The sequence below is a fragment of the Rothia sp. QJM3NY_36 genome (assembly GCF_056173115.1).
On record NZ_CM149658.1, the window covers coordinates 1,753,391 to 1,775,728 of the forward strand.

Here is a 22,338-nt window from a genome sequence, read left to right on the forward strand (position 1 = left end):
TCCTGCTGATGCTGGCCCGGTGGGCCTTCCGCGTGTGGCTGGTGCGCCGACGCAGCAGCGGACGCGCCCTGATCCGGGTGCTCATCATCGGCGACGCCCCGTCCTCGGCGCACCTGGCCAACGTGCTGCACGGGGCCCCGGCCTACGGATACAGGCCGGTCGCGGCGTACCTGGCCGGGTCCGCGCCGGGCAGCGTGCTGGAGGAGCACCCCGAGCTGCCCATCCTGGGCTACGCCCCGGACCCGGAGCAGATCATGGCGGCGGTGCAGGAGCTGGCGATCGACGTCGTGGCCGTGTCCACCGGTCACCGGATCAAGCCCCGGCGGATGCGCCGCCTGGGCTGGCTGCTGGCCGATGAGCACGTGGGCCTGATGATGGCCCCGGCCCTGACCGACATCGCCGGGCCCCGCTTCCACACCCAGCCCCTGAACGGGCTGCCGCTGATCCACGTGGGCACCCCGCGCATGCGCGGGCCCGCAGCCGCCGTCAAGCGCCTCATCGACGTCGTGGCCTCCGCCGTCGGCCTGCTGCTGCTCTCGCCCGTGCTGCTGGTGCTGGCCCTGCTGGTCAAGGCGGACTCCCCCGGCGGGCCGGTGCTGTTCCGCCAGGAGCGGGTCGGCTACCAGGGCGAGCCCTTCCGGATGCTGAAGTTCCGCTCCATGGTCCCGAACGCGGAGCAGCTCAAAGCCCAGCTGATGGAGCGCAACGAGGGCAACGGCGTGCTGTTCAAGATGGCCGACGACCCGCGGATCACCGGGTGGGCCGGTTCATGCGCCGGTACTCCCTGGACGAGCTGCCGCAGCTGTTCAACGTGCTGCGCGGGGACATGTCCCTGGTGGGTCCGCGCCCGCCGCTGCGCGAGGAGGTCGAGCACTACGAGCAGGACGTGCACCGGCGGCTGCTCGTCAAGCCCGGCATCACCGGGCTGTGGCAGGTCTCCGGGCGCTCGGACCTCTCCTGGGAGGAATCCACCCGCCTGGACCTGTACTACGTGGAGAACTGGTCCGTGCTCTCGGATCCGCTGATCCTGCTGAAGACCGTGCGCGCGGTGGTCGGCAAGGACGGCGCCTACTGACCATCGGCCAGCCGGCCCAGCACCTCCGGGATCCGCTCGGCGGCCACCGTCGGCGGCACGGGCCCGGGGGCGGCGGTGGAGATCCCGCGCTGCACCAGCAGCCCGGCCGCCGCAACGCCGGCCCACTCGCCGTCGGCGCCCTCGGCCCGGCCCGCCTCGACCCGCGCCCAGTGCGCGGCCAGTCCCGCGCCGAGGATCCCGGAGAGGGTGTCCCCGGAGCCCGCGGTGGACAGCCACGCGCTGTTGCCGCGGTGGGCCCACACGGTGCCGTCCGGGGCCGCGACCAGCGTCGTGGTGCCCTTGAGCAGCAGGGTCCCGCCGAGCGCCTCCCGCGCCGCGCGCACCCACACGAAGGGCGCCGCCTCGATCTGGGCGCGGCTCGGGGAGGTCTGCACCTCCTCGTCCTCGGGAAGCCCGGCCTCCCGGGCGGCGCGCACCAGCCGTTCCCCGCGCTCCGGGGCGAGCCGGGCCACCCATTCGAGGGCCTGGGCCAGCTCCCCGGCGTGCGGGGTGAGCAGCACGTGCGCGGGGGCCGGGTCGCCGTCGGCGGCGCGGTGGGCCAGCATCTCGATCGCCGCGGCGTCGGCCAGCACCGGCACCCCGGCGTCCAGGGCCTGCTCGACCTGGGCCTGCTGGGCGCGGTCGGTGGCCCCGGAGCCCACGGCCCAGGCCTGCACCCGGTGGGCCCCGACGTGCTCGCTGCGCACGGCCTCGGGGGTGCTCACCGCGAGCGCCGAGGCCAGGGCGTCCCCGCCGACGAAGCGGACCATCCCGGCCCCGGCCCGCACCGCCGCGTGCACGCACATCAGCCCGGCCCCGGGGTACTGGTCCGAGCCCGCCACGGTGCCCAGCACCCCGCGGGAGTACTTCTGATCCCCCTCCACCGGCAAGGACCAGTACCGGGGGAAGTCCTCCTCCTCGGCCTCGCGCAGCGCGGGCGCGGGCAGGTCCGCGCCGATCCCGAGGTCGGCACAGCGGATCCGGCCCACCAGGGAGGGCTTGGGCGTGGCCAACAGGCCGCTCTTGATGCCGATGAAGGTCACGGTGGCGTCCGCGGCCAGCACCGGCCCGGCGACGGCGCCGGTGGTGGCATCCAGCCCGGAGGGCACGTCGCAGGCCAGCACCAGCGGGCGGGCCCAGCCCCCGGTGCTCCGATGCCCGGTGCTCCGATGCTCGGTGTTCCGCCCGGTGCTCTCCTGGATCCGCCGGACGAGCTCGGCCGGGGCCTCGCGCAGGCCGCCGCGACCGCCGGTGCCGAGCATCCCGTCGATGATCAGGTCCGCGCAGGCGGCGGCCCGGGCGCAGGCCGGCGCGCCGGCCTCCCCCAGCCCCAGGACGAAGCCGCCGGCCCCGCGCAGGGCGGCCAGGCCCTCCTCGTGGGCCTTGGAGCCGGTGAGCACCGCGGTGACGCGGGCGCCGCGGGCGCGCAGCAGGGCCCCGGCGTGCAGCGCGTCCCCGCCGTTGTTCCCGGCCCCGGCCAGAACCACGACGTCGGCGCCGTAGGCCCCGGAGGGCCGGTGCCGCAGCATCCGGGCTGCCTCCACGGCCAGGGCGTGGGCGGCGCGGGCCATCAGGGGCGCCCCGGCGGCCAGGTGGGGCTTCTCGGTGGCGGTGATCTGCGCGGCGGTGTAGGCGTTCAGGACCATGTGGACTCCTCCCAGCGGCGGGCCAGCTCCAGCTCGTCGGGGCTCAGGTGCTCGGCGATCACGGTGGCGACCGCGACCCCGGCGTCGTGGGTGATGGACAGGTGCCAGCGGTTGATGCCCAGCCGCTGGGCGGTCTCCTGCACGGTGCCGGTGACCACCAGGCGCGGTGCGCCGTCGGCGTTCTTGCGCACCCAGCAGTGCTTCCAGATCATCCCGGGCGGGGCGTGCAGGGTCTTGGCGACGGCCTCGCGCACCGCGAAGCGCCCGGCCAGGGTGTGGGCGGGCAGCTCGTGCTCCTCGGGGGTGAACAGTCGATCCAGCAGGCGGGGGGTGCGCTCGATGATGCGGCGGAACCGCTCGATGTCCACCACATCCACGCCGGTGCCCATGATCATCGGTGCCCTCCTTGCGGGGTCGGTGCCGTCCCGGGTCCCGCCCGGGTGCTGCTGCGGATGCGACGGCGCCCGCCGCACGGGTCTCGCGCGGCGGGCGCCGTCGGGGGTGTCGCCTCGTGGGGGTCCGGCTACTCCACGGTCACGGACTTGGCGAGGTTGCGCGGCTGGTCCACGTCGTAGCCTTTGGCCGCGGCCATCGCGCAGGCGAAGATCTGCAGGGGCACGGTGGCCAGCAGCGGCTGCATGAGGGTCGGGGCTTGGGGGATGCGGATCACGTGGTTGGCGAACTGCTCCACCGCGTCGTCGCCCTCCTCGGCGATGACGATGGTGATGGCGCCGCGGGCGCGGATCTCCTGGATGTTGGAGACCACCTTGGCGTGCAGGGAGTCCCGGCCGCGCGGGGAGGGCACGATGACGAAGACCGGCTGGCCCTCCTCGACCAGCGCGATCGGCCCGTGCTTGAGCTCCCCGGCGGCGAAGCCCTCCGCGTGGATGTAGGCGATCTCCTTGAGCTTCAGCGCCCCCTCCAGGGCCACGGGGAAGCCGACGTGGCGGCCCAGGAACAGCACGGAGCCGGCGTCGACCATGTCGGTGCCGAGCTTCTTGACCTGCTCCTCGGCGTCGATGACGGCCTGGACCTTCTCCGGCATGGCCTGCAGCTCCTCGAGCACGTCCTTGATCTCGTCGGAGTACATGTTCCCGCGCAGCTGGGCGAGGTAGAGCCCGAGGAGGTAGGCCGCGGTGATCTGGGCGAGGAAGGCCTTGGTGGAGGCCACCGCGATCTCCGGTCCGGCGTGGGTGTACAGGGAGGCGTCGGATTCGCGCGGGATGGAGGAGCCGTTGGTGTTGCAGATCGCGATGACCTTGGCGCCCTGCTCCCGGGCGTGGCGCACGGCCATGATGGTGTCCATGGTCTCCCCGGACTGGGACAGGGCCACCACCAGGGTCTTCTCGTTGACGATGGGGTCCCGGTAGCGGAACTCGTGGGCCAGCTCCACCTCGGTGGGGATGCGGCACCAGTGCTCGATGGCGTAGCGGGCGACCTGCCCGGCGTAGGCGGCGGTGCCGCAGGCGATGACCACGATCTTGTCCACGCTGCGCAGCACGGACTCGTCGATGCGCAGCTCGTCCAGGGTCAGGCGGCCCTTCTCGTCCAGGCGGCCCAGCAGGGTGTCGCGCACGGCGGCGGGCTGGTCGTGGATCTCCTTGTCCATGAAGGAGTCGTAGCCGTCCTTCTCGGCGGCGGCGGCGTCCCACTTGACCTCGAAGGGCTTGCCCTCGGCGGGCTTGCCGTGGAAGTCGGTGATCTCGTAGGAGTCGGGGGTGATGGTGACGATCTGGTCGTTGTCCATCTCCACCGCCTGCTTGGTGTAGTCGATGAACCCGGAGACGTCCGAGCCGAGGAAGTTCTCCCCCTCCCCCAGACCGATGACCAGCGGGGAGTTGCGCCGGGCGGCGACGATGCGGTCCTCGTGGTCGGCGTGGATGGCCAGCAGGGTGAAGGCGCCCTCCAGGCGCTGGCAGGTCAGCTGCATCGCCCGGGTGAGGTCCTCCTCGGCCTCGTGGGCGTAGATCTCGGCCAGCAGGGTCGCGGCGACCTCGGTGTCCGTCTCGGAGACGAACTCGTAGCCCTTGCCGGTCAGTTCGGTGCGCAGCTCGGAGAAGTTCTCGATGATGCCGTTGTGCACCACGGCCAGGCGTCCGTCCGCGACCACGTGCGGGTGGGCGTTGACGTCGGTGGGGCCGCCGTGGGTGGCCCAGCGGGTGTGCCCGATGCCGTTGACCGCGTCCGGCAGGGGGTGAGCCGCAAGCTCGGCGTCGAGCTGGGAGACCTTCCCGGCCTTCTTCCGGGCCTCGATCCGGCCGTCCGCGATGACGGCGACGCCGGCGGAGTCGTAGCCGCGGTATTCCAGGCGGCGCAGGCCCTCGAGGATCACGTCGAGGGCGGTGTACTCACGATCGGCTGCCGCAGGGGTGCCCACATATCCAACGATTCCACACATGCGGGCCAGTTTATCCCACCGGTGTCATCCTGGGAGTTCGCTGGCAGCTGTACCGCGGGCCGGGAGCTAGACTGGTGCCCCGTGACTTCCGTCCCGGCCCCACCGCGCACCACGCCGTTCGTGTCCCTGGACCGGGACACCTGGTCTCGGCTCTCGGATGAGATCGAGGTGCCGCTGACCTCCGCGGAGATCGAGCGGCTGCGCGGGATGGGCGATGTGCTGGACGTGGAGGAGGTTCGGCAGGTCTATCTGCCGCTGTCCCGGCTGCTGAACCTGTACGCGAACGCCGCCGGCTCCCTGAACGAGGCGACCAACGACTTCCTCGGCGGGCACCACCAGCGCACCCCGTTCGTCATCGGCGTGGCCGGTTCCGTGGCCGCCGGCAAGTCCACGACGGCGCGGCTGCTGCGGGCCCTGATGAGCCGCTGGCCCACCACCCCGGACGTGCAGCTGGTGACCACCGACGGCTTCCTGCACCCCAACGCGGTGCTGCGCGAGCGGGGGCTCATGGAGCGCAAGGGCTTCCCGGAGTCCTACGACCGGCGGGCCCTGCTGCGCTTCGTCGCCGAGATCAAATCCGGCGCGCCCCGGGTCACCGCGCCGAAGTACTCTCACGTCACCTACGACATCCTCCCGGACGAGGAGGTGGTGGTCACACGCCCGGACGTGCTCATCGTGGAGGGGCTGAATGTGCTGGCCCCCGCCCAGCTGTCCGCCGACGACAAGGGGGCGCTGGCCCTGTCGGACTTCTTCGACTTCTCCGTGTACGTGGACGCGCGCACCCAGGACATCGAACGGTGGTACGTCAACCGCTTCCTGTCCCTGCGCGACTCCGCCTTCCGGGACCCCCGCTCCTACTTCCGCAAGTACGCTGGCCTGACCGACGCCGAGGCTTCCGCGACCGCCCTGGACATCTGGCGGCGCATCAACGAGCCCAACCTCGTGCAGAACGTGCGCCCCACCCGGGGCCGGGCCAAGCTCATCCTGTCCAAGGACGCCGACCACACCATCCGCCGCGTGCTGCTGAGGAAGACCTGATGCCCCGACTGCGCCTGATCGCCGCACCCGCCGTCCTGCTGCTCGGGCTGACCGGCTGCGCCGCCGGATCCTACGACGACGCCGGATCCCCCGCCCCGACGGCCTCGGCCGGGACCGCGACGACCGCGACCGAGCCGTCCGCGGCAGCCAGCGACACCGCGAGCGCTCCCGCCGCCTCTGCCTCGGCCGCACCCGGGGAGCACCTGGACATCTCCTCCCCGGACTCCCCCACGGTGCTGGTGAACAAGACCCACCCGATGGACCCGATCGACTGGGCCCCGCAGGACCTGCAGACCGTGGGCTCGGTGCAGCTGCGAGCCGACGCCGCCGCGGCCGCCCGCCGGATGATCGAGGCCGCGGCTCGGGACGGGGTGAGCCTGAGCCCCATCTCCGGCTACCGCTCCCACCAGACCCAGGAGGCCACCTACCGGCAGTGGGTGAGCACCTACGGGCAGGAGCGGGCCGACGTCGCCTCCGCCCGGCCCGGGTACTCGGAGCACCAGACGGGGCTGGCCGTGGACTTCGGCGGGTCCGGGGCGTGCGATCTGCAGCCGTGCTTCCGGGACACCCCGGCGGCGCACTGGCTCGCCGAGCACGGCGCAGAGTACGGGTTCATCCTGCGTTTTCCCTGGCAGCAGCAGGACACCACCGGGTACTGGTACGAGTCCTGGCACCTGCGCTGGATCGGGCAGGAGCAGGCCCAGCGGTACCGGGATTCCGGGGTCCACAGCTACGAGGAGTTCGTGGGGGCGGGGCCGGCCCCGAGCTACCGGGACTGATCCGGACGGTGCCCGCGGTGCGCCAACGGTGCCGACCATCACGGTGAATACTGCGTGATCTGTCCGTCATTCGCCGCACAAAGCCTCCGCTGAGAGCGAAACCTGCCGTACGATGGCGATCATGCTCAGTGGATTCAAAGACTTCATCTCCAAAGGCAACGTCATCGACCTGGCCGTCGGTGTGATCATCGGCGGTGCCTTCAGCACGGTGGTCAACGCCCTCGTCGAGTCGGTGCTCATGCCCCTCATCTCCATGCTGATCGGCTCCCCGAACTTCGACTCCTTCCTGGTCTTCGGCCAGGTCAAGGTCGGCGTGTTCCTGACCGCCGTCGTCAACTTCCTCATCATCGCCGCGGCGCTGTACTTCTGCATCGTCATGCCGATCAACAAGATGAACGAGGCCCGCGCCCGCAAGCTGGGCCTGGAGGACGAGGAGCCGGCCGTGGATCCGCAGGTCGCCCTGCTGACCGAGATCCGCGACTCCCTGGTGGCCGGCAAGAACGCCACCGGCGCCACCCCGGAGAAGTAAGGCTTCCCCACCCATCATCATCCGCACGCCGAAGGGCCCCGCACCACCACGGTGCGGGGCCCTTCGAGGTTCCGGGAGCTCCCCTGTTCCCCTGCCTCCCCGAGTCATCACTTCCGACCGAATAATCGGCGATTTCCGGCCGGAAGTGATGACTCGGCGCGGGGGTCTCGGGAGGGGAAGGGTGTCAGAGGGCGAGTTCGCGGGCGACGACCTCGGCCAGGCGCCGGGCGTGGCGGTCCACGGTCTCCTGATCCGGGCCCTCCACCATCACCCGCACCAGCGGCTCCGTGCCGGAGGGACGCAGTAGCACCCGGCCGTCCGCACCCAGCTCGCGCTCGACGGCGGCCACCTCGGCCTGCACCGCCTCGTCCGCGTCCGCGGCGGCCTTGTCCACCCCGGGCACGTTGATCATGGTCTGCGGCACCGGCTCGAAGCGGTGCGCCAGGGAGGACAGGGTCTCTCCCGTCCGGTTGACCTCGGCCGCCAGGTGCAGGCCGGTGAGGATCCCGTCCCCGGTGGTCGCGTAGTCGGACATGATCACGTGCCCGGACTGCTCCCCGCCCAGGCTGAACCCGTCCCGGTTCATCGCCTCCAGCACGTAGCGGTCCCCCACCTGGGTGCGCACCAGGGTGATCCCCTCGGATTCCAGGTACTTCTCCATGCCCAGGTTGGTCATCACGGTGGCCACCAGGGTGTTGTGGGCGAGCTGGCCGGCGTCGCGCCGGGCCGTGGCCAGGATGGACATGATCGTGTCCCCGTCCACCACGTCGCCCGTCTCATCCACGGCCAGGCACCGGTCGGCGTCTCCGTCGTGGGCGATGCCCAGGTCCGCGCCCAGCTCCCGCACCTTGGCCTGCAGGCCCTCCAGGTGGGTGGAGCCGACGCCGTCGTTGATGTTGGTGCCGTTGGGGTCCGCGGCCATGACGTGCACCTGCGCCCCGGCGATGCGGAAGGCGTCCGGGGAGCACCCGGAGGAGGCGCCGTGCGCGCAGTCCAGCACCACGGACAGCCCCGCCAGGGCCGACGGCGCCGGCAGCGTGGAGATCAGGTGCGTGACGTACCGGTCCTCCGCGTCCGCGAAGCGGGAGATGCGCCCGACGTCCGGGCCCTCCGGGTACCGGAAGTCCTGCGCCCGGTAGACCTCCTCGATGCGGTCCTCCACCGCGTCCGGCAGCTTCTTGCCCCCGCGGGCCAGGAACTTGATGCCGTTGTCCGGGTACGGGTTGTGGGAGGCGGAGATCATGACGCCGAAGTCCGCGTCCAGATCCGCCACCAGGTACGCCGCCGCAGGGGTCGGCAGCATCCCGGCGTCGTACACGTCCACCCCGGAGGCCGCCAGGCCCGCGGAGATCGCCGCGCCGATGAACTGGCCGCTGATCCGCGAGTCGTGGGCGATCACGGCCTTGGGGCGCTGCCCCTCGGCCACCTGGTCGAAGCCCAGCACCACCGCGGCGGCCTGGGCCAGCTGCAGGGAGGACAGCGCACTCATCGTCTCGCTGTTGGCGCGCGCACGCACCCCGTCGGTTCCAAATAATCTAGCCATCGTTCCTCAGTCTACGCGGGCGGGTTCTCGGTGCTCGGGCGGTGGGGTCGCCTCAGGGGCGCTCGGGGGTGACCACCGGGAACTGCTCGGTCGTGGCCGGCTGGTCCTCCTCGAAGGTCTTGGACACGGGGCCCACGATCAGCGGGTCCGGGCGCCCCACCACGGAGTGGTCCTTGTCCGGGTACTCGTAGAGGGACAGCACGTGGCGCATCGCCTCCAGGCGGGCGCGCTTCTTGTCGTTGGACTTCACGATGGTCCAGGGGGCGTCGCCGGTGTCCGTGTAGAAGAACATCGCCTCCTTGGCCTCGGTGTAGTCGTCCCACTTGTCCAGGGAGGCCAGGTCCGTGGGCGAGAGCTTCCACTGGCGCACCGGGTCCGTGCGGCGGGCCTCGAAGCGGGCCAGCTGCTCCGCTCGGGTCACCGAGAACCAGAACTTCACCAGCCGGATCCCCGAGTTGACCAGCATCCGCTCCAGCTCGGGGGCCTGGCGCATGAACTCGTAGTACTGGTGCGGGGTGCAGTAGCCCATGACCCGCTCCACCCCGGCCCGGTTGTACCAGGAGCGGTCCATCAGCACGATCTCCCCGCCGGAGGGCAGGTGCTCGATGTAGCGCTGGAAGTACCACTGGGTCTGCTCGATGTCGGTGGGCTTCTCCAGGGCCACCACCCGGGAGCCGCGCGGGTTCAGGTGCTCGGTGAAGCGCTTGATGGACCCGCCCTTGCCCGCGGCGTCCCTGCCCTCGAAGATCAGCAGCAGCTTCTGCCCGGTCTCCTTGAACCACAGCTGCAGCTTCAGCAGCTCGATCTGCAGGGTGCGCTTGGTGCGCTCATAGTCCTTGCGCTTGAGCTTCTCGTCGTACGGGTACCCGATCCGCCAGGCGTCGGAGACGTCGTGACGGCCCTCCAGGGAGCGGGTCAGGGAGCCGATCTCATCCAGCTCCGCGGCGTAGTCCTGGACCACGGAGACCCGGCGGGACCGCTTCTTCAGGGCCTCCTGCACGGCGGCCCGGCGGGTCTCCTCCTGGGCCTCCTCCCCCAGCTGCTCCAGACGCTCCGCATCGGAGAGGTGGGACTTGTCGGGTCGGGCGCTCACGGCATCGTCGTCGTGGTTGTCACTGTTCATGGGCACCAGCTTAGCCAGGGGACGCGGAAGAACCCGCCCTCCCACACCGGAGAGGACGGGTTCTTCGCGTGAACAGCTCAGCGCGCCGCCGGGCGGCGCGAGCGCATCAGCGCTTGGAGAACTGCGAGGCCTTGCGGGCCTTCTTCAGGCCGGCCTTCTTGCGCTCGATGACGCGGGCATCGCGGGTCAGGAACCCGGCCTTCTTCAGCTGCGGACGGTTGTTCTCCGCGTCGATCTCGTTCAGCGCGCGGGCCACGCCCAGGCGCAGGGCACCGGCCTGGCCGGAGGGGCCGCCGCCGTGGATGCGGGCGATGACGTCGTAGGAGCCCTCCAGCTCCAGCAGCTTGAAGGGGTCGTTGACCTCCTGCTGGTGCAGCTTGTTGGGGAAGTAGACGTCCAGGGCGCGCCCGTTGAGGGACCACTGCCCGGTCCCGGGGACCACGCGCACGCGGGCCACGGCCTGCTTGCGCCGCCCGACGGCGGAGCCGCCGACGGTCAGGGCCGGGCGCTGGGCGGCGGCCTCGCCGGCCACGGGGGCGGTGGACTCGGAGGTGTAGCTGGTCAGCTGCTCCTCGGTGATGGTCTGCTCGTCAGTAGTCTGAGCCACGATTTCTCCTTTGAGTGCTGTTGTCGCAGGCCCGATTACTGGGCGATCTGGGTGAACTCGTAGGTCTTCGGCTGCTGAGCGGTGTGCGGGTGCTCGGCGCCGGCGTAGACCTTGAGGTGCTTCATCTGCTGCGCGGCCAGCTTGTTCTTGGGCAGCATGCCCTTGACGGCCTTCTCCACGGCGCGCACCGGGTTCTTCTCCAGCAGCTCCTCGTAGGAGACGGAGCGCAGGCCGCCGGGGTAGCCGGTGTGGCGGTAGGCCCGCTTCTTCTCCAGCTTGGCGCCGGTCAGGGCCACCTTCTCGGCGTTGACGATGATGACGAAGTCACCGCCGTCCACGTTCGGGGCAAAGGTCGGCTTGTGCTTGCCGCGCAGCAGCGTTGCGGTCTGGCTGGCCAGGCGACCCAGCACGACGTCGGTGGCGTCGATGACGTGCCACTGGCGATCGATGTCGCCGGGCTTCGGGGTGTACGTACGCACGTTTCTTGAACCTTCGTGTCGGTATTTTCTGTGTCGGCGCTAGTTGGGTGTCACGCCGTTCTGCGATGCGTTCGAAGGGGTCTGGGTGAGGGCCAGACGCATCCGTTCGTCCCGATGTCTCGACGCCGCGCCGTCTCCTCGCCCTGCAACTGGGCCGACGGTCGCTGGCGGGTGAACCGAGGTGGGACACGCACAACAGCACCCCACTATAGCCGAGGGACCCGCACTTAATCCAGGATCCTCCCTGCTGATCCGGGGCGAAATCCTTCACACCCGGACTGATCCGCCTCCTCAGGAGCCCGGTGCCTCCGACGGCGCGGCCCGGCGGTCCCGGGCCCGCTCGGCCTGATCGGCCCAGCCGGCCGCGTCCTGCGGGTAGGCGATGCGCTCCAGGCACAGTCCCTCCGGCGGGGCCAGCCGGATCTCGGAGTCCCGCACGGGGTGCTCCAGGCGCCCGCGCAGCCAGGCCTCGTCCCGGCGGCCCTCCCCCACCGCCAGGCAGGCCCCGACGATCGCGCGCACCATGTGGTGGCAGAAAGCGTCGGCCTGAAGGCGGGCCTCGATCAGCCCGGACTCCGCCCGACGGAAGTCCACCGAGCGCAGCTCGCGCACGGTCGTGGCGTGCGGGCGGGGCTTGCAGAAGGAGAGGAAGTCGTGCAGGCCCAGCAGCTGCCGACCCGCGGCGCTGAGCTGCTCGGGGTCCAGCTCCCGCGGGGTCCAGGCGGTGTACCCGCGGGTCAGCGGAGACTGGTGCCGGGGGCCGTCGGCGATCCGGTAGACGTAGGAGCGAGACAGCGCGGAGAAGCGGGCGTCGAAGGAGGGGTCCACCGCCGCGGCCGAGCGCACGAGGATCGCCCCCAGCCCGGCGGGCCGGGCGCCGGGGCGCGGGGCCGGGGCGATGCCGGAGAGCACCCGGGTCAGCGCCCCGTTGAGCTTGCGCACCAGCGCCGCACCGGGGTCATCCGGGGCGTGGCGCTCGGCCGTCCCGCGGCGTCCGGGCAGCGCCTCCCAAGCTGCGCGCGGCAGGTCCAGGTGGGCGACCTGGTGCTGGGCGTGAACCCCGGCGTCGGTGCGCCCGGCCACGGTCAGGTGCACCGGATGGCGCAGCACCAGCTGCAGGGCGTCCTCCAGGCAGCCCTGCACGGTGGTCAGCCCCGGTTGACGGGCCCACCCGGAGAAGGGGGCGCCGTCATAGGCGAAGTCCAGGCGCACCCGCACCGGCGGGTCGGTCTCCGGGAGCGCCGCGCCCAGCGGGTGCTCGCCCGGGGCCTCCGGGGCGGGCTGGGGGCGGGACGCGGCGTTCACGGCGGGGACCTCCTGACGGGCGGGGCGGCGACGGTGCGGGAAGCAGGGTTGCGGGACTGCGACGGCTGCGGGAAGCGGGATTGCGGTCTGGTGCGGATGCGCCACGGGCCCCGAGGCCCCGGTGGGGGTGCCTCGGGGCCCGTGGCGGGTCCGCGATGGGAGCCGGTGATCCGAAGGATCTGCTCCCGGGCTCAGGTCGTGCCGATCAGGAGACCTGCTGGGCGGCCTCGCCGCCGGCCGGGGCGTAGCCGGCGGCCTTGGCGGACTCGGCGGTGTCGAACCAGATCTCCGCAGTGGTGGACTTGTACCAGCGGGAGCCGGGCACGTGGTACTTCATGGAGTCCGAGTTGCCCTTGACCTCGAAGCCCTCGGGGGCCTCGCCGGACTCCAGCGGGGCGTGCGCACCGGCCGGCAGCTGCTCGTCGGCGGAAGCCTCGGCCTGGGCCGGGGCCTCGGCGGCGGCGGCCGAGGACTCGGCCGGGGCCTGTTCGGCGTTCGAGTTGGCGGCGGCGCGGGCGGCGGTGGTCGCCTCCTCGACGACGGCGCGGGAGGCCACCGGCTCCATGACCAGCTCGATCACGGCCATCGGGGCGTTGTCCCCGGAGCGGTTGCCGATCTTGGTGATACGGGTGTACCCGCCGGGCCGATCCGCCATGGCCGGGGCGATGCTGGTGAACAGCTCGTGGACCACGGACTTGTCGGTCAGGGAGCGCATCACGCGACGGCGGGAGGCCAGGTCGCCCCGCTTCGCGAAGGTGATCAGGCGCTCGGCCACCGGGCGCAGGCGCTTGGCCTTGGTCACGGTGGTGGTGATGCGCTTGTGCTCGAACAGCTGCTGGGACATGTTCGCCAGGATCAGCCGCTGGTGGGAGGGGCTGCCCCCGAGGCGGGGTCCCTTGGTGGGAGTAGGCATATCAGTGAATCTTCCGTTTCGTGCGGTCCCGGGTCCGGCGCATCAGCCGCGCCGGGACGGGACCAGGGTTTGCTTCTCGAGTGCGAACGGCCGGTGGTCCGGCCCGAGCGGATCAGAAGGAGGTCTCCTCCTCGTCCTCCTCCTCATCCACCGCGGCGAAGGGCTCGAAGCCGGCCGGGGAGTCCTTCAGGGACATCCCGAGCTCCTGCAGCTTCTCCTTGACCTCGTCGATGGACTTCTGGCCGAAGTTGCGGATGTCCATGAGGTCCGCCTCGGAGCGGGAGACCAGCTCCCCGACGGTGTTGATGCCCTCGCGCTTCAGGCAGTTGTAGGAGCGCACGGACATGTCCAGGTCCTCGATGGGCAGGGCCAGATCCTGGGCCATGGACTCGTCGGCCGGGGACGGCCCGACCTCGATGCCCTCGGCTTCGGTGTTCAGCTCCCGGGCCAGCCCGAACAGCTCCACCAGCGTGTTGCCGGCCGAGGCCACGGCGTCGCGCGGGGCGATCACCTCCTTGGTCTCGACGTCGAGCACGAGGCTGTCGAAGTCCGTGCGCTGCTCCACGCGGGTGGCGGCGACCCGGAAGGTCACCTTCAGCACGGGCGAGTAGATGGAGTCCACCGGGATCCGGCCGATCTCCGACTCGCCGGCCCCGGCCTTGTTCTGCTGGGCCGAGACGTAGCCGCGGCCGCGCTCCACGGTCAGCTCCGCGGAGAACGCGCCCTGCGCGTTGAGGGTGGCGATGTGCAGATCCGGGTTGTGGATCTCCACCCCGGCGGGCACCTCGATGTCCGCCGCGGTGATCTCGCCCGGGCCCTGCTTGCGCAGGTAGGCGACCACGGGCTCGTCGTTCTCCGAGGAGATCGACAGCTTCTTGATGTTCAGGATGATCTCGGTGACGTCCTCCTTGACCCCGTCCACGGTGGAGAACTCGTGCAGCACGCCGTCGATGCGGATGCTGGTCACGGCGGCGCCGGGGATCGAGGACAGGAGGGTACGCCGCAGCGAGTTGCCCAGGGTGTAGCCGAAACCGGGTTCGAGCGGGGAGATGGTGAAGCGCGAGCGGTTCTCCGCGACGACTTCTTCACTCAGAGAGGGGCGCTGTGCAATGAGCACTGATGTTTCCTTTCAGCGAGCATCCGCTATATGACGCAACACAGGTGGGGGAAAACAGGATCGGTGGGCGCCGCCCGGAGGTGGCGGCCGTAGACGGCCCCGCCGACAGGCGGGGTCTTCCGGACCGGGCCCGCCCCTCCCCGGAAGGAGGATGCGCTCGGTGCCGGCAGAGGCGGCGGATCAGACGCGACGGCGCTTGGGAGGGCGGCAGCCGTTGTGGGCGCTGGGGGTCACGTCCTGGATAGAGCCGACCTCCAGGCCGGTGGCCTGCAGCGAGCGGATCGCGGTCTCACGGCCGGATCCCGGACCCTTGACGAACACGTCCACCTTGCGCACGCCGTGCTCCTGAGCGCGTTTGGCGGCGTTCTCGGCGGCCATCTGGGCGGCGTACGGGGTGGACTTGCGGGAGCCCTTGAAGCCCATCTCGCCGGCGGAGGACCAGGAGATCACCGCGCCGGAGGGATCGGTGATGGACACGATCGTGTTGTTGAACGTGGACTTGATGTGCGCCTGTCCGGCGCTGATGTTCTTCTTGACCTTGCGGCGAGAGGTGCGGGCGGCCGCAGCGCGAGTCTTTGGGGGCATGAGTTGGTTCTCCTACGCGAGAGGGTGCTTACTTCTTCTTACCGGCGACCGTGCGCTTGGGACCCTTGCGGGTGCGGGCGTTGGTCTTGGTGCGCTGACCGTGCACCGGCAGGCCGCGGCGGTGGCGCAGGCCCTGGTAGCTGCCGATCTCGACCTTGCGGCGGATGTCGGCGGCCACCTCGCGACGGAGGTCACCCTCGACCTTGAAGTTGCCTTCGATGAAGTCGCGCAGCGCGACGAGCTGGGCGTCGGAGAGGTCCTTCACGCGGATGTCCGGGCTGACGCCGGTCGCTTCCAGGGCCTCGTGGGCGCGGGTGCGGCCCACGCCGTAGATGTAGGTGAGGGCGATCTCCACGCGCTTTTCGCGGGGCAGATCCACTCCTGCGAGACGAGCCATGACGGCGGTTCTCCTTGTAGTTGATCCAGAGGTTTGAGGCATCACTGCCCGGGTGTCCCCGGTCTCCGGCCTCTGTGTCCGGAGGTATCCCCGCGTGTCACGGGGAGCGGTGCCATGTTCTCGAAGCGTCGGAAGCGATCAGTCCCGACAAGGCCGGGGCTTCAGCCCTGGCGCTGCTTGTGACGCGGATTCTCGCAGATCACCATGACCACGCCGTGGCGGCGGATCACCTTGCACTTGTCGCAGATCGGCTTGACGCTCGGCTGAACCTTCATCGCATTCCTTTGCGTTGTTGCAACTGGGGGTCGGACGGCGCGATGCGCGGATCCCGGAGGGATCCGGCGGCGCCGTCGGGGAGCCCTACTTGTAGCGGTAGACGATGCGGCCGCGGGAGAGGTCGTACGGCGAGAGCTCCACTACCACGCGATCCTCGGGGAGGATGCGAATGTAGTGCTGTCGCATCTTCCCGGAGATGTGGGCGAGCACCTTGTGGCCGTTGTCCAGCTCCACGCGGAACATCGCGTTGGGCAGTGCTTCGACCACGGCTCCCTCGATCTCGATGACGCCGTCTTTCTTGGCCATATCCTCCGCTAACGTCGGTGCCCCGCCTGCCGTGGCCCGCGGGGCAGTCTTGCTCGTATCGGTCGGCTCCCCCGCGGCACCTCACCGCGGACACGGGAGGATGACGGCAGAGACGGCCAACAGTCGAGTGTACGGCATCCCCGCGGGAAAGTTAACCCCGGCGCGGGTGAGCTGCGGCTCACGCGGCGGCGAGTCCCACCCTCGCCCCGCCCGACGGCGTTCGGCCCGGCCGGGGCCGATGGGTCGGGGGCCGGTGGCTCACGAAGCGGCGGATCAGGAGGCGGCGGCCAGCTGCCCGCAGGCGCCGTCGATGTCCGAGCCGCGGGTGTCGCGCACCGTGGTGGGGATGCCGTGGGCGCGCAGGCGCTCCACGAAGTTCTGCTCGACCCCGGGGCGGGAGGCCGTCCACTTGGAGCCGGGGGTCGGGTTCAGCGGGATGGGGTTCACGTGCACCCAGCCGCGCCCGCGCTGGGCCAGCTTCTTGCCCAGCAGGTCCGCCCGCCAGCCCTGGTCGTTGATGTCCCGGATCAGCGCGTACTCGATGGACACCCGCCGTCCCGTCTGGCGGTAGTAGTCGTAGGCCGCGTCCAGGGCCTCGTCCACCTTCCAGCGGGTGTTGATCGGGATCAGCTCGTCGCGCAGCTCGTCGTCCGGGGCGTGCAGGGACAGCGCCAGGGTCACCGGCAGGTTCTCCATCGTGAACTTGCGGATGCCCGGCACCAGCCCGACGGTGGACATGGTGATCCCGCGCGCGGAGATGCCCAGCCCCTCCGGGGAGGGATCGATCAGCCGGTGCACCGCACCCAGGGAGGCCTTGTAGTTGGCCAGGGCCTCCCCCATGCCCATGAACACGATGTTGGAGACCCGCAGCGGACGGGTCGCCTCCGTGCCGTGCTCGGCCTGCTCCAGGCCCTGCATGGACTTCAGCCGCCGGGCCCCGGCCACCACCTGCTCGACGATCTCCGCGGTGGAGAGGTTGCGGGTCAGCCCCGCCTGCCCGGTCGCGCAGAAGGGGCAGTTCATCCCGCAGCCGGCCTGCGAGGAGATGCACATGGTCACCCGGTGCTCGTAGCGCATCAGCACGGACTCCACCAGGGCGCCGTCGAAGAGCCGGTACACGGACTTGATGGTGTCACCGCCGTCGGCCTCCAGGGTGCGCACCTCGGTCAGCAGCTGCGGCATCGCCGCGGCGACCATCTCCTCCCGGGTGGCCGCGGGCAGATCGGTCATGCGCTGCGGATCCGTGGTGAGGTGGTCGAAGTAGTGCGTGGACAGCTGGCTGGCCCGGAAGCCGGGGTGGCCCAGCTCCGTGAGGAACTCCTTGCGCCCGGCCAGGTTGAAGTCCGCCAGGTGCTTCGGCGGCTTCCCGCGGCGCGGGGCCTTCAGCAGGATCCTGCCGGGTTCGGGCCGGGTGGTGATCTCCACCGGCGTGGCGGTGCTCTCAGACACGTGGGTGCCCCTTGATCTGTGGTGGTGTGCGTGGTTCCGGTGCGGGCCCGCGGCTACTGCGGGATCGGCGCCACCCGCACGCCTCGGCGCGCGAGCTCCTCGGCGCCGCCGTCCTCGGCGGTCAGGACCCAGATCCCGTCCCGGTGGAAGGCCACCGAGTGCTCCCACTGGCTGGAGTGCGAGCCGTCCAGGGTCACGACCGTCCAGTCGTCCTCGAGGACCTCGGTCTGCGTCGATCCTGTCACGAGCATGGGCTCGATGGCCAGGGCCATGCCCGGCTTGATCCTGGGACCCGCCTCACGGGTGCGGTAGTTGGGCACGTCCGGGGCCATGTGCATGGCCGAGCCGATGCCGTGGCCCACGTAGTCCTCGATGATGCCGTAGGTCCCGCCGGACTCGGCGCGCACGAAGTCCTCGATCGCCGCCCCGATCTCCCCGACCCGCTGGGCCGAGGCCGCCGCGGCGATGCCGTGCCACATGGCTTCTCGGGTGATCTCGGACAGCTCCCGATCCTCGGAACCGGCTCGGGGCATCAGCACGGTGCGCGCGGAGTCCCCATGCCAGCCCTCCACGATGGCCCCGCCGTCGATCGAGATGATGTCGGCCTCCCCCAGGGCCCGCGGGCCCGGGATGCCGTGGACCACGATCTCGTTCGGGGAGGCGCAGATGGTCGCCGGGTAGTCGTAGTAGCCCAGGAAGTTCGACGTCGCCCCGTGCTCGGCGAGCACCTCGCGGAAGACGGCGTCCAGGTCCGCGGTGGACACCCCCGGGGCCGCGGCGGCCACGGCCGCGTCCAGCGCCCGCGAGGTCACGACCCCGGCGCGGGCCATGGTGCGCAGCTGCGCGTCGGTCTTGTACTCGATCCTCCGGCGTCCGAACATCAGGACCGGCCCAGCGCGGCCAGCAGGCGCTCGGCGACCTCCTGGACCGTGCCCAGGCCGTCCACGCGGGCCACCAGGCCCCGCTGCTCGTAGAGCCCGATGATCGGGGCGGTCTCGGCGCGGTAGACCTCCAGGCGGTGGCGGATGACCTCCTCGGTGTCGTCGCTGCGGCCCTGCTCGGCGGCCCGGCCCAGCAGACGCTGGACCAGCTCGTCATCCTCGGCGGTCAGCAGCAGGACCCGGTCCAGGGACTGGCCGAGCTCCTCCAGGATCGCGTCCAGCTCCTGCACCTGCGCGGTGTTGCGCGGGTAGCCGTCCAGCAGGAAGCCGCCCCGGGCGTCGTCCTGGCCCAGGCGGTCGCGCACCATGCGGTTGGTGACCTCGTCCGGGACGAGGTTGCCGGCGTCGATGTAGGACTTCGCCTCCCGGCCCAGCTCGGTCTGCTCCGAGATGTTCTTGCGGAAGATGTCCCCGGTGGAGATCGCGGGGATGCCGAGCTCCTCGGCGATCCGGGCGGCCTGGGTCCCCTTACCGGCCCCGGGGGGACCGATGATCAGCAGGCGGTTCATCGCAGCAGTCCTTCGTAGTGTCGTTGTTGCAGCTGGGCGTCGATCTGCTTGATGGTGTCCAGACCGACGCCGACCACGATCAGCAGCGAGGTGCCGCCGAACGGGAAGTTCTGGTTGGCGTTGACCAGCACGAGCGCGACCAGCGGGATCATCGCGATGATCCCCAGGTACAGCGAGCCCGGCAGGGTGATGCGGTTGAGCACGTAGGCCAGGTAGCGCTCGGTGGGTCGACCCGCGCGGATGCCCGGGATGAAGCCGCCGTAGCGCTTCATGTTGTCCGAGACCTCCTGCGGGTTGAAGGTGATCGAGGCGTAGAAGTACGCGAAGGCGATGATCAGCAGAAAGTACACGGCCATGTACAGCGGATGGTCCCCGCGCACCAGGTAGGAGTTGATCCAGTTGACCCACTCCGGCGGGGCCGTGCCGTCCTTCGGCGTCGCGAAGTTCGCGATCAGCCCGGGCACCATGAGCAGGGAGGAGGCGAAGATCACCGGGATCACGCCGGCCATGTTGACCTTCAGCGGGATGTAGGTGGAGGTCCCCCCGATCGTGCGCCGCCCGATCATGCGCTTGGCGTACTGCACGGGGATGCGCCGCTGGGACTGCTCGACGAACACGACGGCGACGATCACCACGAGGCCCACCAGCAGGATCAGGGAGAACACCCAGCCGCCCTGCTCCTTGAAGATGTTGCCCAGGGCGGTCGGGAAGGAGGCGGCGATCGAGGTGAAGATCAGCAGGGACATGCCGTTGCCGACGCCCTTCTCCGTGATCTGCTCGCCCATCCACATGATGATGCCGGTGCCCGCGGTCAGGGTGATGATCAGGATGATGACCATGAGGATCGAGTCATCGGGGATGATCGGCAGCGGGCAGCTGCCCAGCAGGGAGCCGGAGCGGGCCAGGGAGATGATGGTCGTGGCGTTCAGGGCCGCCAGCGCCAGGGTCAGGTAGCGGGTGTACTGGGTGAGCTTCTGCTGGCCCTGTCCGCCCTCCTGGTGCAGCTCCTGGAAGCGCGGGATGACCACGCGCAGCAGCTGCACGATGATCGAGGCGGTGATGTAGGGCATCACACCCAGGGCGAAGATGGACAGCTGCAGCAACGCGCCGCCGCTGAACAGGTTGACCATGTCGTAGATGCCGCCGGTGGTGCCGCCCAGGGCCAGGCACTGCTGGACGTTGCCGTAGCTGACCCCCGGGGCGGGGATGAACGTGCCCACGCGGTAGATGACGATCATCGCGAGGGTGAACAGCAGCTTGCGTCGCAGGTCCGGGGTCTTGAACGCCCGTCCGAAAGCGCTGAGCACATGGCCTCCTGTGGCAGAAGATGGGGTGGCGGGGATGACGCCGCGGGCCCCGCGCACCGTCGGGGCGGGCGGGCGCCGTCGACAGACGGCGGGATCTCCCCGGGCCAGTCTAGGACACTCTACCCGGGGTCGCCGGGCGGGGCCGGGACGGGTACGGGGGAACGGCGCAGGCCCCTCCCCCGGAAAGATCGCTCTCCGGGAGAGGGGCCTGGCCTGATCGAGGAGGGTCCGACGCCGAGGGCGCCGGGACCCCCTCGACTACTGGGCGGTCGCGGTGGCGGTGCCGCCGGCGGCCTGGATCTTCTGCGCCGCGGAGGCGGAGAACTTGTCCACGGTGACGTCGACCTTCACGGTCAGCTCACCCTGGCCCAGGACCTTCACGGGCTGGTTCTTGCGCACCGCGCCCTTGGCGACGAGGGACTCCACGGTCACCTCACCGCCCTCCGGGTACAGCTCCGAGATGCGGTCCAGGTTCACGACCTGGTACTCCACCCGGAACGGGTTCTTGAACCCGCGCAGCTTCGGCAGGCGCATGTGCAGCGGCAGCTGCCCGCCCTCGAAGCCGGCCTTGACCTGGTTGCGGGCCTTGGTGCCCTTGGTGCCGCGCCCGGCGGTCTTGCCCTTGGACGCCTCGCCGCGACCCACGCGGGTCTTGGCCTTGTGCGCACCGGGGGCCGGCCGCAGGTCGTGCAGCTTGATGGCGCCCTGGCGCTCTTCGTTGGTCTCTGCCATGGTTACTTGACCTCCTCAACCTTCACGAGGTGAGCGACGGTGTTGACCATGCCGCAGGTCACCGGATCCGCGGTGCGGGTCACGGTGTTGCCCGGGCGCTTCAGGCCCAGGGAGCGCAGGGTGTCGCGCATGTTCTGCTTCTGGCCAACGTAGGACTTGATCTGCGTGATCTCCAGCTTCGCGTCGCTGGGCTGAATCCGCTTGCCGGTCATTACGCACCTGCCTTTTCGCTGCGACGCAGGTAGCTGGGGATGACCTCGTCGTTGGGCAGGCCGCGACGGGCTGCCACCGCGACGGGCTCCTCCAGCTGCTTCAGCGCCTCGACGGTCGCGTGGACGATGTTGATCTGGTTCGAGGAGCCCAGGGACTTCGACAGGACGTCGTGGATCCCGGCGCACTCGAGCACGGCGCGCACCGGACCGCCGGCGATCACACCGGTACCGGCGGTGGCCGGACGCAGCATGACCACGCCGGCCGCGGCCTCACCCTGCACGCGGTGCGGGATGGTGCGGTCCTCGACGCGGGGGACGCGGAAGAAGTTCTTCTTGGCCTCCTCCACGCCCTTGGAGATCGCGGAGGGCACCTCCTTGGCCTTGCCGTAGCCGACGCCGACCATGCCGTTGCCGTCGCCGACGACGACCAGCGCGGTGAAGCTGAAGCGCCGACCGCCCTTGACGACCTTGGACACGCGGTTGATGCTCACGACGCGCTCGAGGAACTTGTCCTTGTCCTCATCGCGCCCGCCGCGGCCGCGGTCGTTGCGTCCGCCGCGGTCGTTGCGACCCCGGCCGCCGCGCTCACCGCGACCGCCGCGGCGGTCGTCGCGCTGCTGGGCGCCGTTGTTCTGGGCCTCGGTGCTCTCGGGTGCAGCGGTGTTGTCTGCCACCTGGGTTTCCTTCTCGTTCGTGGTCTGCTCGCTCACAGTGCCAGCCCACCTTCCCGGGCGCCGTCGGCCACCGCGGCCACGCGGCCGTGGTACTTGTTGCCGCCCCGATCGAAGACGACGGACTCGATGCCGGCGGCCTTGGCGCGCTCGGCGACCAGCTCGCCGACGCGGCGGGCCTTGGCGGTCTTGTCCATCTCGGTTGCGTTGCGCAGCTCGGCCTCCAGGGTGGAGGCGGAGGCGATGGTGTGCCCCTTGGTGTCGTCGATGACCTGCACGAACATGTGCTGGGTCGAGCGGAACACCGACAGCCGCGGGCGGGCCGGGGTCCCGGACACGTGCTTGCGCACGCGCTGGTGACGACGCGTGCGAGCAGCGAACTTCGTCTTGTTAGCCATGGA

Annotated in this window: 25 protein-coding genes and 1 pseudogene; 4 read left to right on the top strand and 22 right to left on the bottom strand. The window is 70.7% G+C overall.

Annotation, left to right across the window (positions count from 1 at the left end):
- Positions 1-464 precede the first annotated feature (464 nt).
- A pseudogene (locus AC0VXQ_RS07785) lies at positions 465-1,075 on the top strand (sugar transferase).
- Here AC0VXQ_RS07785 and AC0VXQ_RS07790 read toward each other — a convergent pair.
- The 3 genes from AC0VXQ_RS07790 to glmS form a co-directional block, all read right to left on the bottom strand.
- Entirely contained in the window at positions 1,069-2,721 is a 1,653-nt protein-coding gene (locus AC0VXQ_RS07790; RefSeq protein WP_475528223.1) for an NAD(P)H-hydrate epimerase, read from the bottom strand. The pseudogene AC0VXQ_RS07785 and the gene AC0VXQ_RS07790 sit on opposite strands and share 7 nt — an antisense overlap.
- Positions 2,712-3,116 carry a holo-ACP synthase gene (locus tag AC0VXQ_RS07795; protein ID WP_058730621.1) on the bottom strand — a complete coding sequence of 135 codons (405 nt, stop codon included), beginning with the start codon at positions 3,114-3,116 and terminating at the stop codon, positions 2,712-2,714. Before AC0VXQ_RS07795 ends, AC0VXQ_RS07790 begins: the two co-directional genes overlap by 10 nt.
- 128 nt (positions 3,117-3,244) lie before the next feature.
- Positions 3,245-5,119 (bottom strand): glutamine--fructose-6-phosphate transaminase (isomerizing), encoded by a 1,875-nt coding sequence (glmS, locus tag AC0VXQ_RS07800; RefSeq protein ID WP_058730622.1) that lies wholly within the window; start codon positions 5,117-5,119, stop codon positions 3,245-3,247.
- Positions 5,120-5,200: 81 nt separating this feature from the next.
- Between glmS and coaA the strand changes: the two genes are divergently transcribed.
- From coaA to mscL, 3 genes are all read left to right on the top strand, one after another.
- Positions 5,201-6,157 carry a type I pantothenate kinase gene (gene coaA, locus AC0VXQ_RS07805; RefSeq protein ID WP_174520385.1) on the top strand — a complete coding sequence of 319 codons (957 nt, stop codon included), beginning with the start codon at positions 5,201-5,203 and terminating at the stop codon, positions 6,155-6,157.
- The gene (locus AC0VXQ_RS07810; protein WP_058730623.1) at positions 6,157-6,936 is read left to right on the top strand and encodes a M15 family metallopeptidase; all 780 of its coding nucleotides are present in this window, start codon (positions 6,157-6,159) and stop codon (positions 6,934-6,936) included. The genes coaA and AC0VXQ_RS07810 overlap by 1 nt, the downstream gene beginning before the upstream one ends.
- Before the next feature lie 121 nt (positions 6,937-7,057).
- Positions 7,058-7,465 carry a large conductance mechanosensitive channel protein MscL gene (gene mscL / locus AC0VXQ_RS07815; RefSeq protein ID WP_055684656.1) on the top strand — a complete coding sequence of 136 codons (408 nt, stop codon included), beginning with the start codon at positions 7,058-7,060 and terminating at the stop codon, positions 7,463-7,465.
- A gap of 184 nt (positions 7,466-7,649) precedes the next feature.
- Here mscL and glmM read toward each other — a convergent pair whose 3' ends face one another.
- The 19 genes from glmM to rplR all read right to left on the bottom strand — a co-directional run bounded on the left by glmM (position 7,650) and on the right by rplR (position 22,335).
- On the bottom strand, positions 7,650-9,008 hold the full coding sequence (gene glmM / locus AC0VXQ_RS07820) for a phosphoglucosamine mutase (protein ID WP_058730624.1): 1,359 nt from the start codon (positions 9,006-9,008) through the stop codon (positions 7,650-7,652).
- A 52-nt stretch (positions 9,009-9,060) separates the two neighbouring features.
- Positions 9,061-10,131 carry a polyphosphate kinase 2 gene (ppk2, locus tag AC0VXQ_RS07825; protein WP_081046201.1) on the bottom strand — a complete coding sequence of 357 codons (1,071 nt, stop codon included), beginning with the start codon at positions 10,129-10,131 and terminating at the stop codon, positions 9,061-9,063.
- 106 nt (positions 10,132-10,237) lie between these two features.
- Positions 10,238-10,738, bottom strand: a complete 501-nt coding sequence (gene rpsI / locus AC0VXQ_RS07830) for a 30S ribosomal protein S9 (protein ID WP_055684548.1) — start codon at positions 10,736-10,738, stop codon at positions 10,238-10,240.
- 35 nt (positions 10,739-10,773) lie between these two features.
- A complete protein-coding gene (rplM, locus tag AC0VXQ_RS07835) occupies positions 10,774-11,217 on the bottom strand; it encodes a 50S ribosomal protein L13 (protein WP_055684549.1) in 444 nt (147 codons plus the stop codon).
- Between the two features lie 291 nt (positions 11,218-11,508).
- Positions 11,509-12,522: a tRNA pseudouridine synthase A gene (locus tag AC0VXQ_RS07840; protein WP_318247404.1), complete on the bottom strand. Its 1,014-nt coding sequence runs from the start codon at positions 12,520-12,522 to the stop codon at positions 11,509-11,511.
- Between the two features lie 205 nt (positions 12,523-12,727).
- Positions 12,728-13,435 carry a 50S ribosomal protein L17, sunset domain variant gene (gene rplQ / locus AC0VXQ_RS07845; RefSeq protein WP_061225890.1) on the bottom strand — a complete coding sequence of 236 codons (708 nt, stop codon included), beginning with the start codon at positions 13,433-13,435 and terminating at the stop codon, positions 12,728-12,730.
- A gap of 112 nt (positions 13,436-13,547) precedes the next feature.
- Positions 13,548-14,552, bottom strand: a complete 1,005-nt coding sequence (locus AC0VXQ_RS07850) for a DNA-directed RNA polymerase subunit alpha (protein WP_055684551.1) — start codon at positions 14,550-14,552, stop codon at positions 13,548-13,550.
- Between the two features lie 180 nt (positions 14,553-14,732).
- Positions 14,733-15,137, bottom strand: coding sequence for a 30S ribosomal protein S11 (gene rpsK, locus AC0VXQ_RS07855; protein WP_055684552.1), 405 nt, complete (start codon positions 15,135-15,137; stop codon positions 14,733-14,735).
- Positions 15,138-15,165: 28 nt separating this feature from the next.
- Positions 15,166-15,534, bottom strand: a complete 369-nt coding sequence (rpsM, locus tag AC0VXQ_RS07860) for a 30S ribosomal protein S13 (protein ID WP_055684553.1) — start codon at positions 15,532-15,534, stop codon at positions 15,166-15,168.
- Between the two features lie 161 nt (positions 15,535-15,695).
- Entirely contained in the window at positions 15,696-15,809 is a 114-nt protein-coding gene (gene rpmJ / locus AC0VXQ_RS07865) for a 50S ribosomal protein L36 (protein ID WP_055684554.1), read from the bottom strand.
- 85 nt (positions 15,810-15,894) lie between these two features.
- Positions 15,895-16,116: a translation initiation factor IF-1 gene (infA, locus tag AC0VXQ_RS07870; protein ID WP_030015001.1), complete on the bottom strand. Its 222-nt coding sequence runs from the start codon at positions 16,114-16,116 to the stop codon at positions 15,895-15,897.
- Positions 16,117-16,389: 273 nt separating this feature from the next.
- A complete protein-coding gene (rlmN, locus tag AC0VXQ_RS07875; RefSeq protein ID WP_475528239.1) occupies positions 16,390-17,565 on the bottom strand; it encodes a 23S rRNA (adenine(2503)-C(2))-methyltransferase RlmN in 1,176 nt (391 codons plus the stop codon).
- 53 nt (positions 17,566-17,618) lie between these two features.
- Entirely contained in the window at positions 17,619-18,446 is an 828-nt protein-coding gene (map, locus tag AC0VXQ_RS07880; protein WP_055684556.1) for a type I methionyl aminopeptidase, read from the bottom strand.
- The gene (locus AC0VXQ_RS07885; RefSeq protein ID WP_058731646.1) at positions 18,446-19,015 is read right to left on the bottom strand and encodes an adenylate kinase; all 570 of its coding nucleotides are present in this window, start codon (positions 19,013-19,015) and stop codon (positions 18,446-18,448) included. The genes map and AC0VXQ_RS07885 overlap by 1 nt, the downstream gene beginning before the upstream one ends.
- Entirely contained in the window at positions 19,012-20,322 is a 1,311-nt protein-coding gene (gene secY / locus AC0VXQ_RS07890; protein ID WP_055684558.1) for a preprotein translocase subunit SecY, read from the bottom strand. The genes AC0VXQ_RS07885 and secY overlap by 4 nt, the downstream gene beginning before the upstream one ends.
- A gap of 258 nt (positions 20,323-20,580) precedes the next feature.
- Positions 20,581-21,054, bottom strand: a complete 474-nt coding sequence (gene rplO, locus AC0VXQ_RS07895) for a 50S ribosomal protein L15 (protein ID WP_058731654.1) — start codon at positions 21,052-21,054, stop codon at positions 20,581-20,583.
- A 2-nt stretch (positions 21,055-21,056) separates the two neighbouring features.
- On the bottom strand, positions 21,057-21,266 hold the full coding sequence (rpmD, locus tag AC0VXQ_RS07900) for a 50S ribosomal protein L30 (RefSeq protein WP_055684560.1): 210 nt from the start codon (positions 21,264-21,266) through the stop codon (positions 21,057-21,059).
- Positions 21,266-21,976, bottom strand: coding sequence for a 30S ribosomal protein S5 (rpsE, locus tag AC0VXQ_RS07905; RefSeq protein WP_055684561.1), 711 nt, complete (start codon positions 21,974-21,976; stop codon positions 21,266-21,268). Before rpsE ends, rpmD begins: the two co-directional genes overlap by 1 nt.
- On the bottom strand, positions 21,973-22,335 hold the full coding sequence (gene rplR / locus AC0VXQ_RS07910) for a 50S ribosomal protein L18 (RefSeq protein ID WP_055684562.1): 363 nt from the start codon (positions 22,333-22,335) through the stop codon (positions 21,973-21,975). The genes rpsE and rplR overlap by 4 nt, the downstream gene beginning before the upstream one ends.
- Positions 22,336-22,338: the final 3 nt, after the last annotated feature.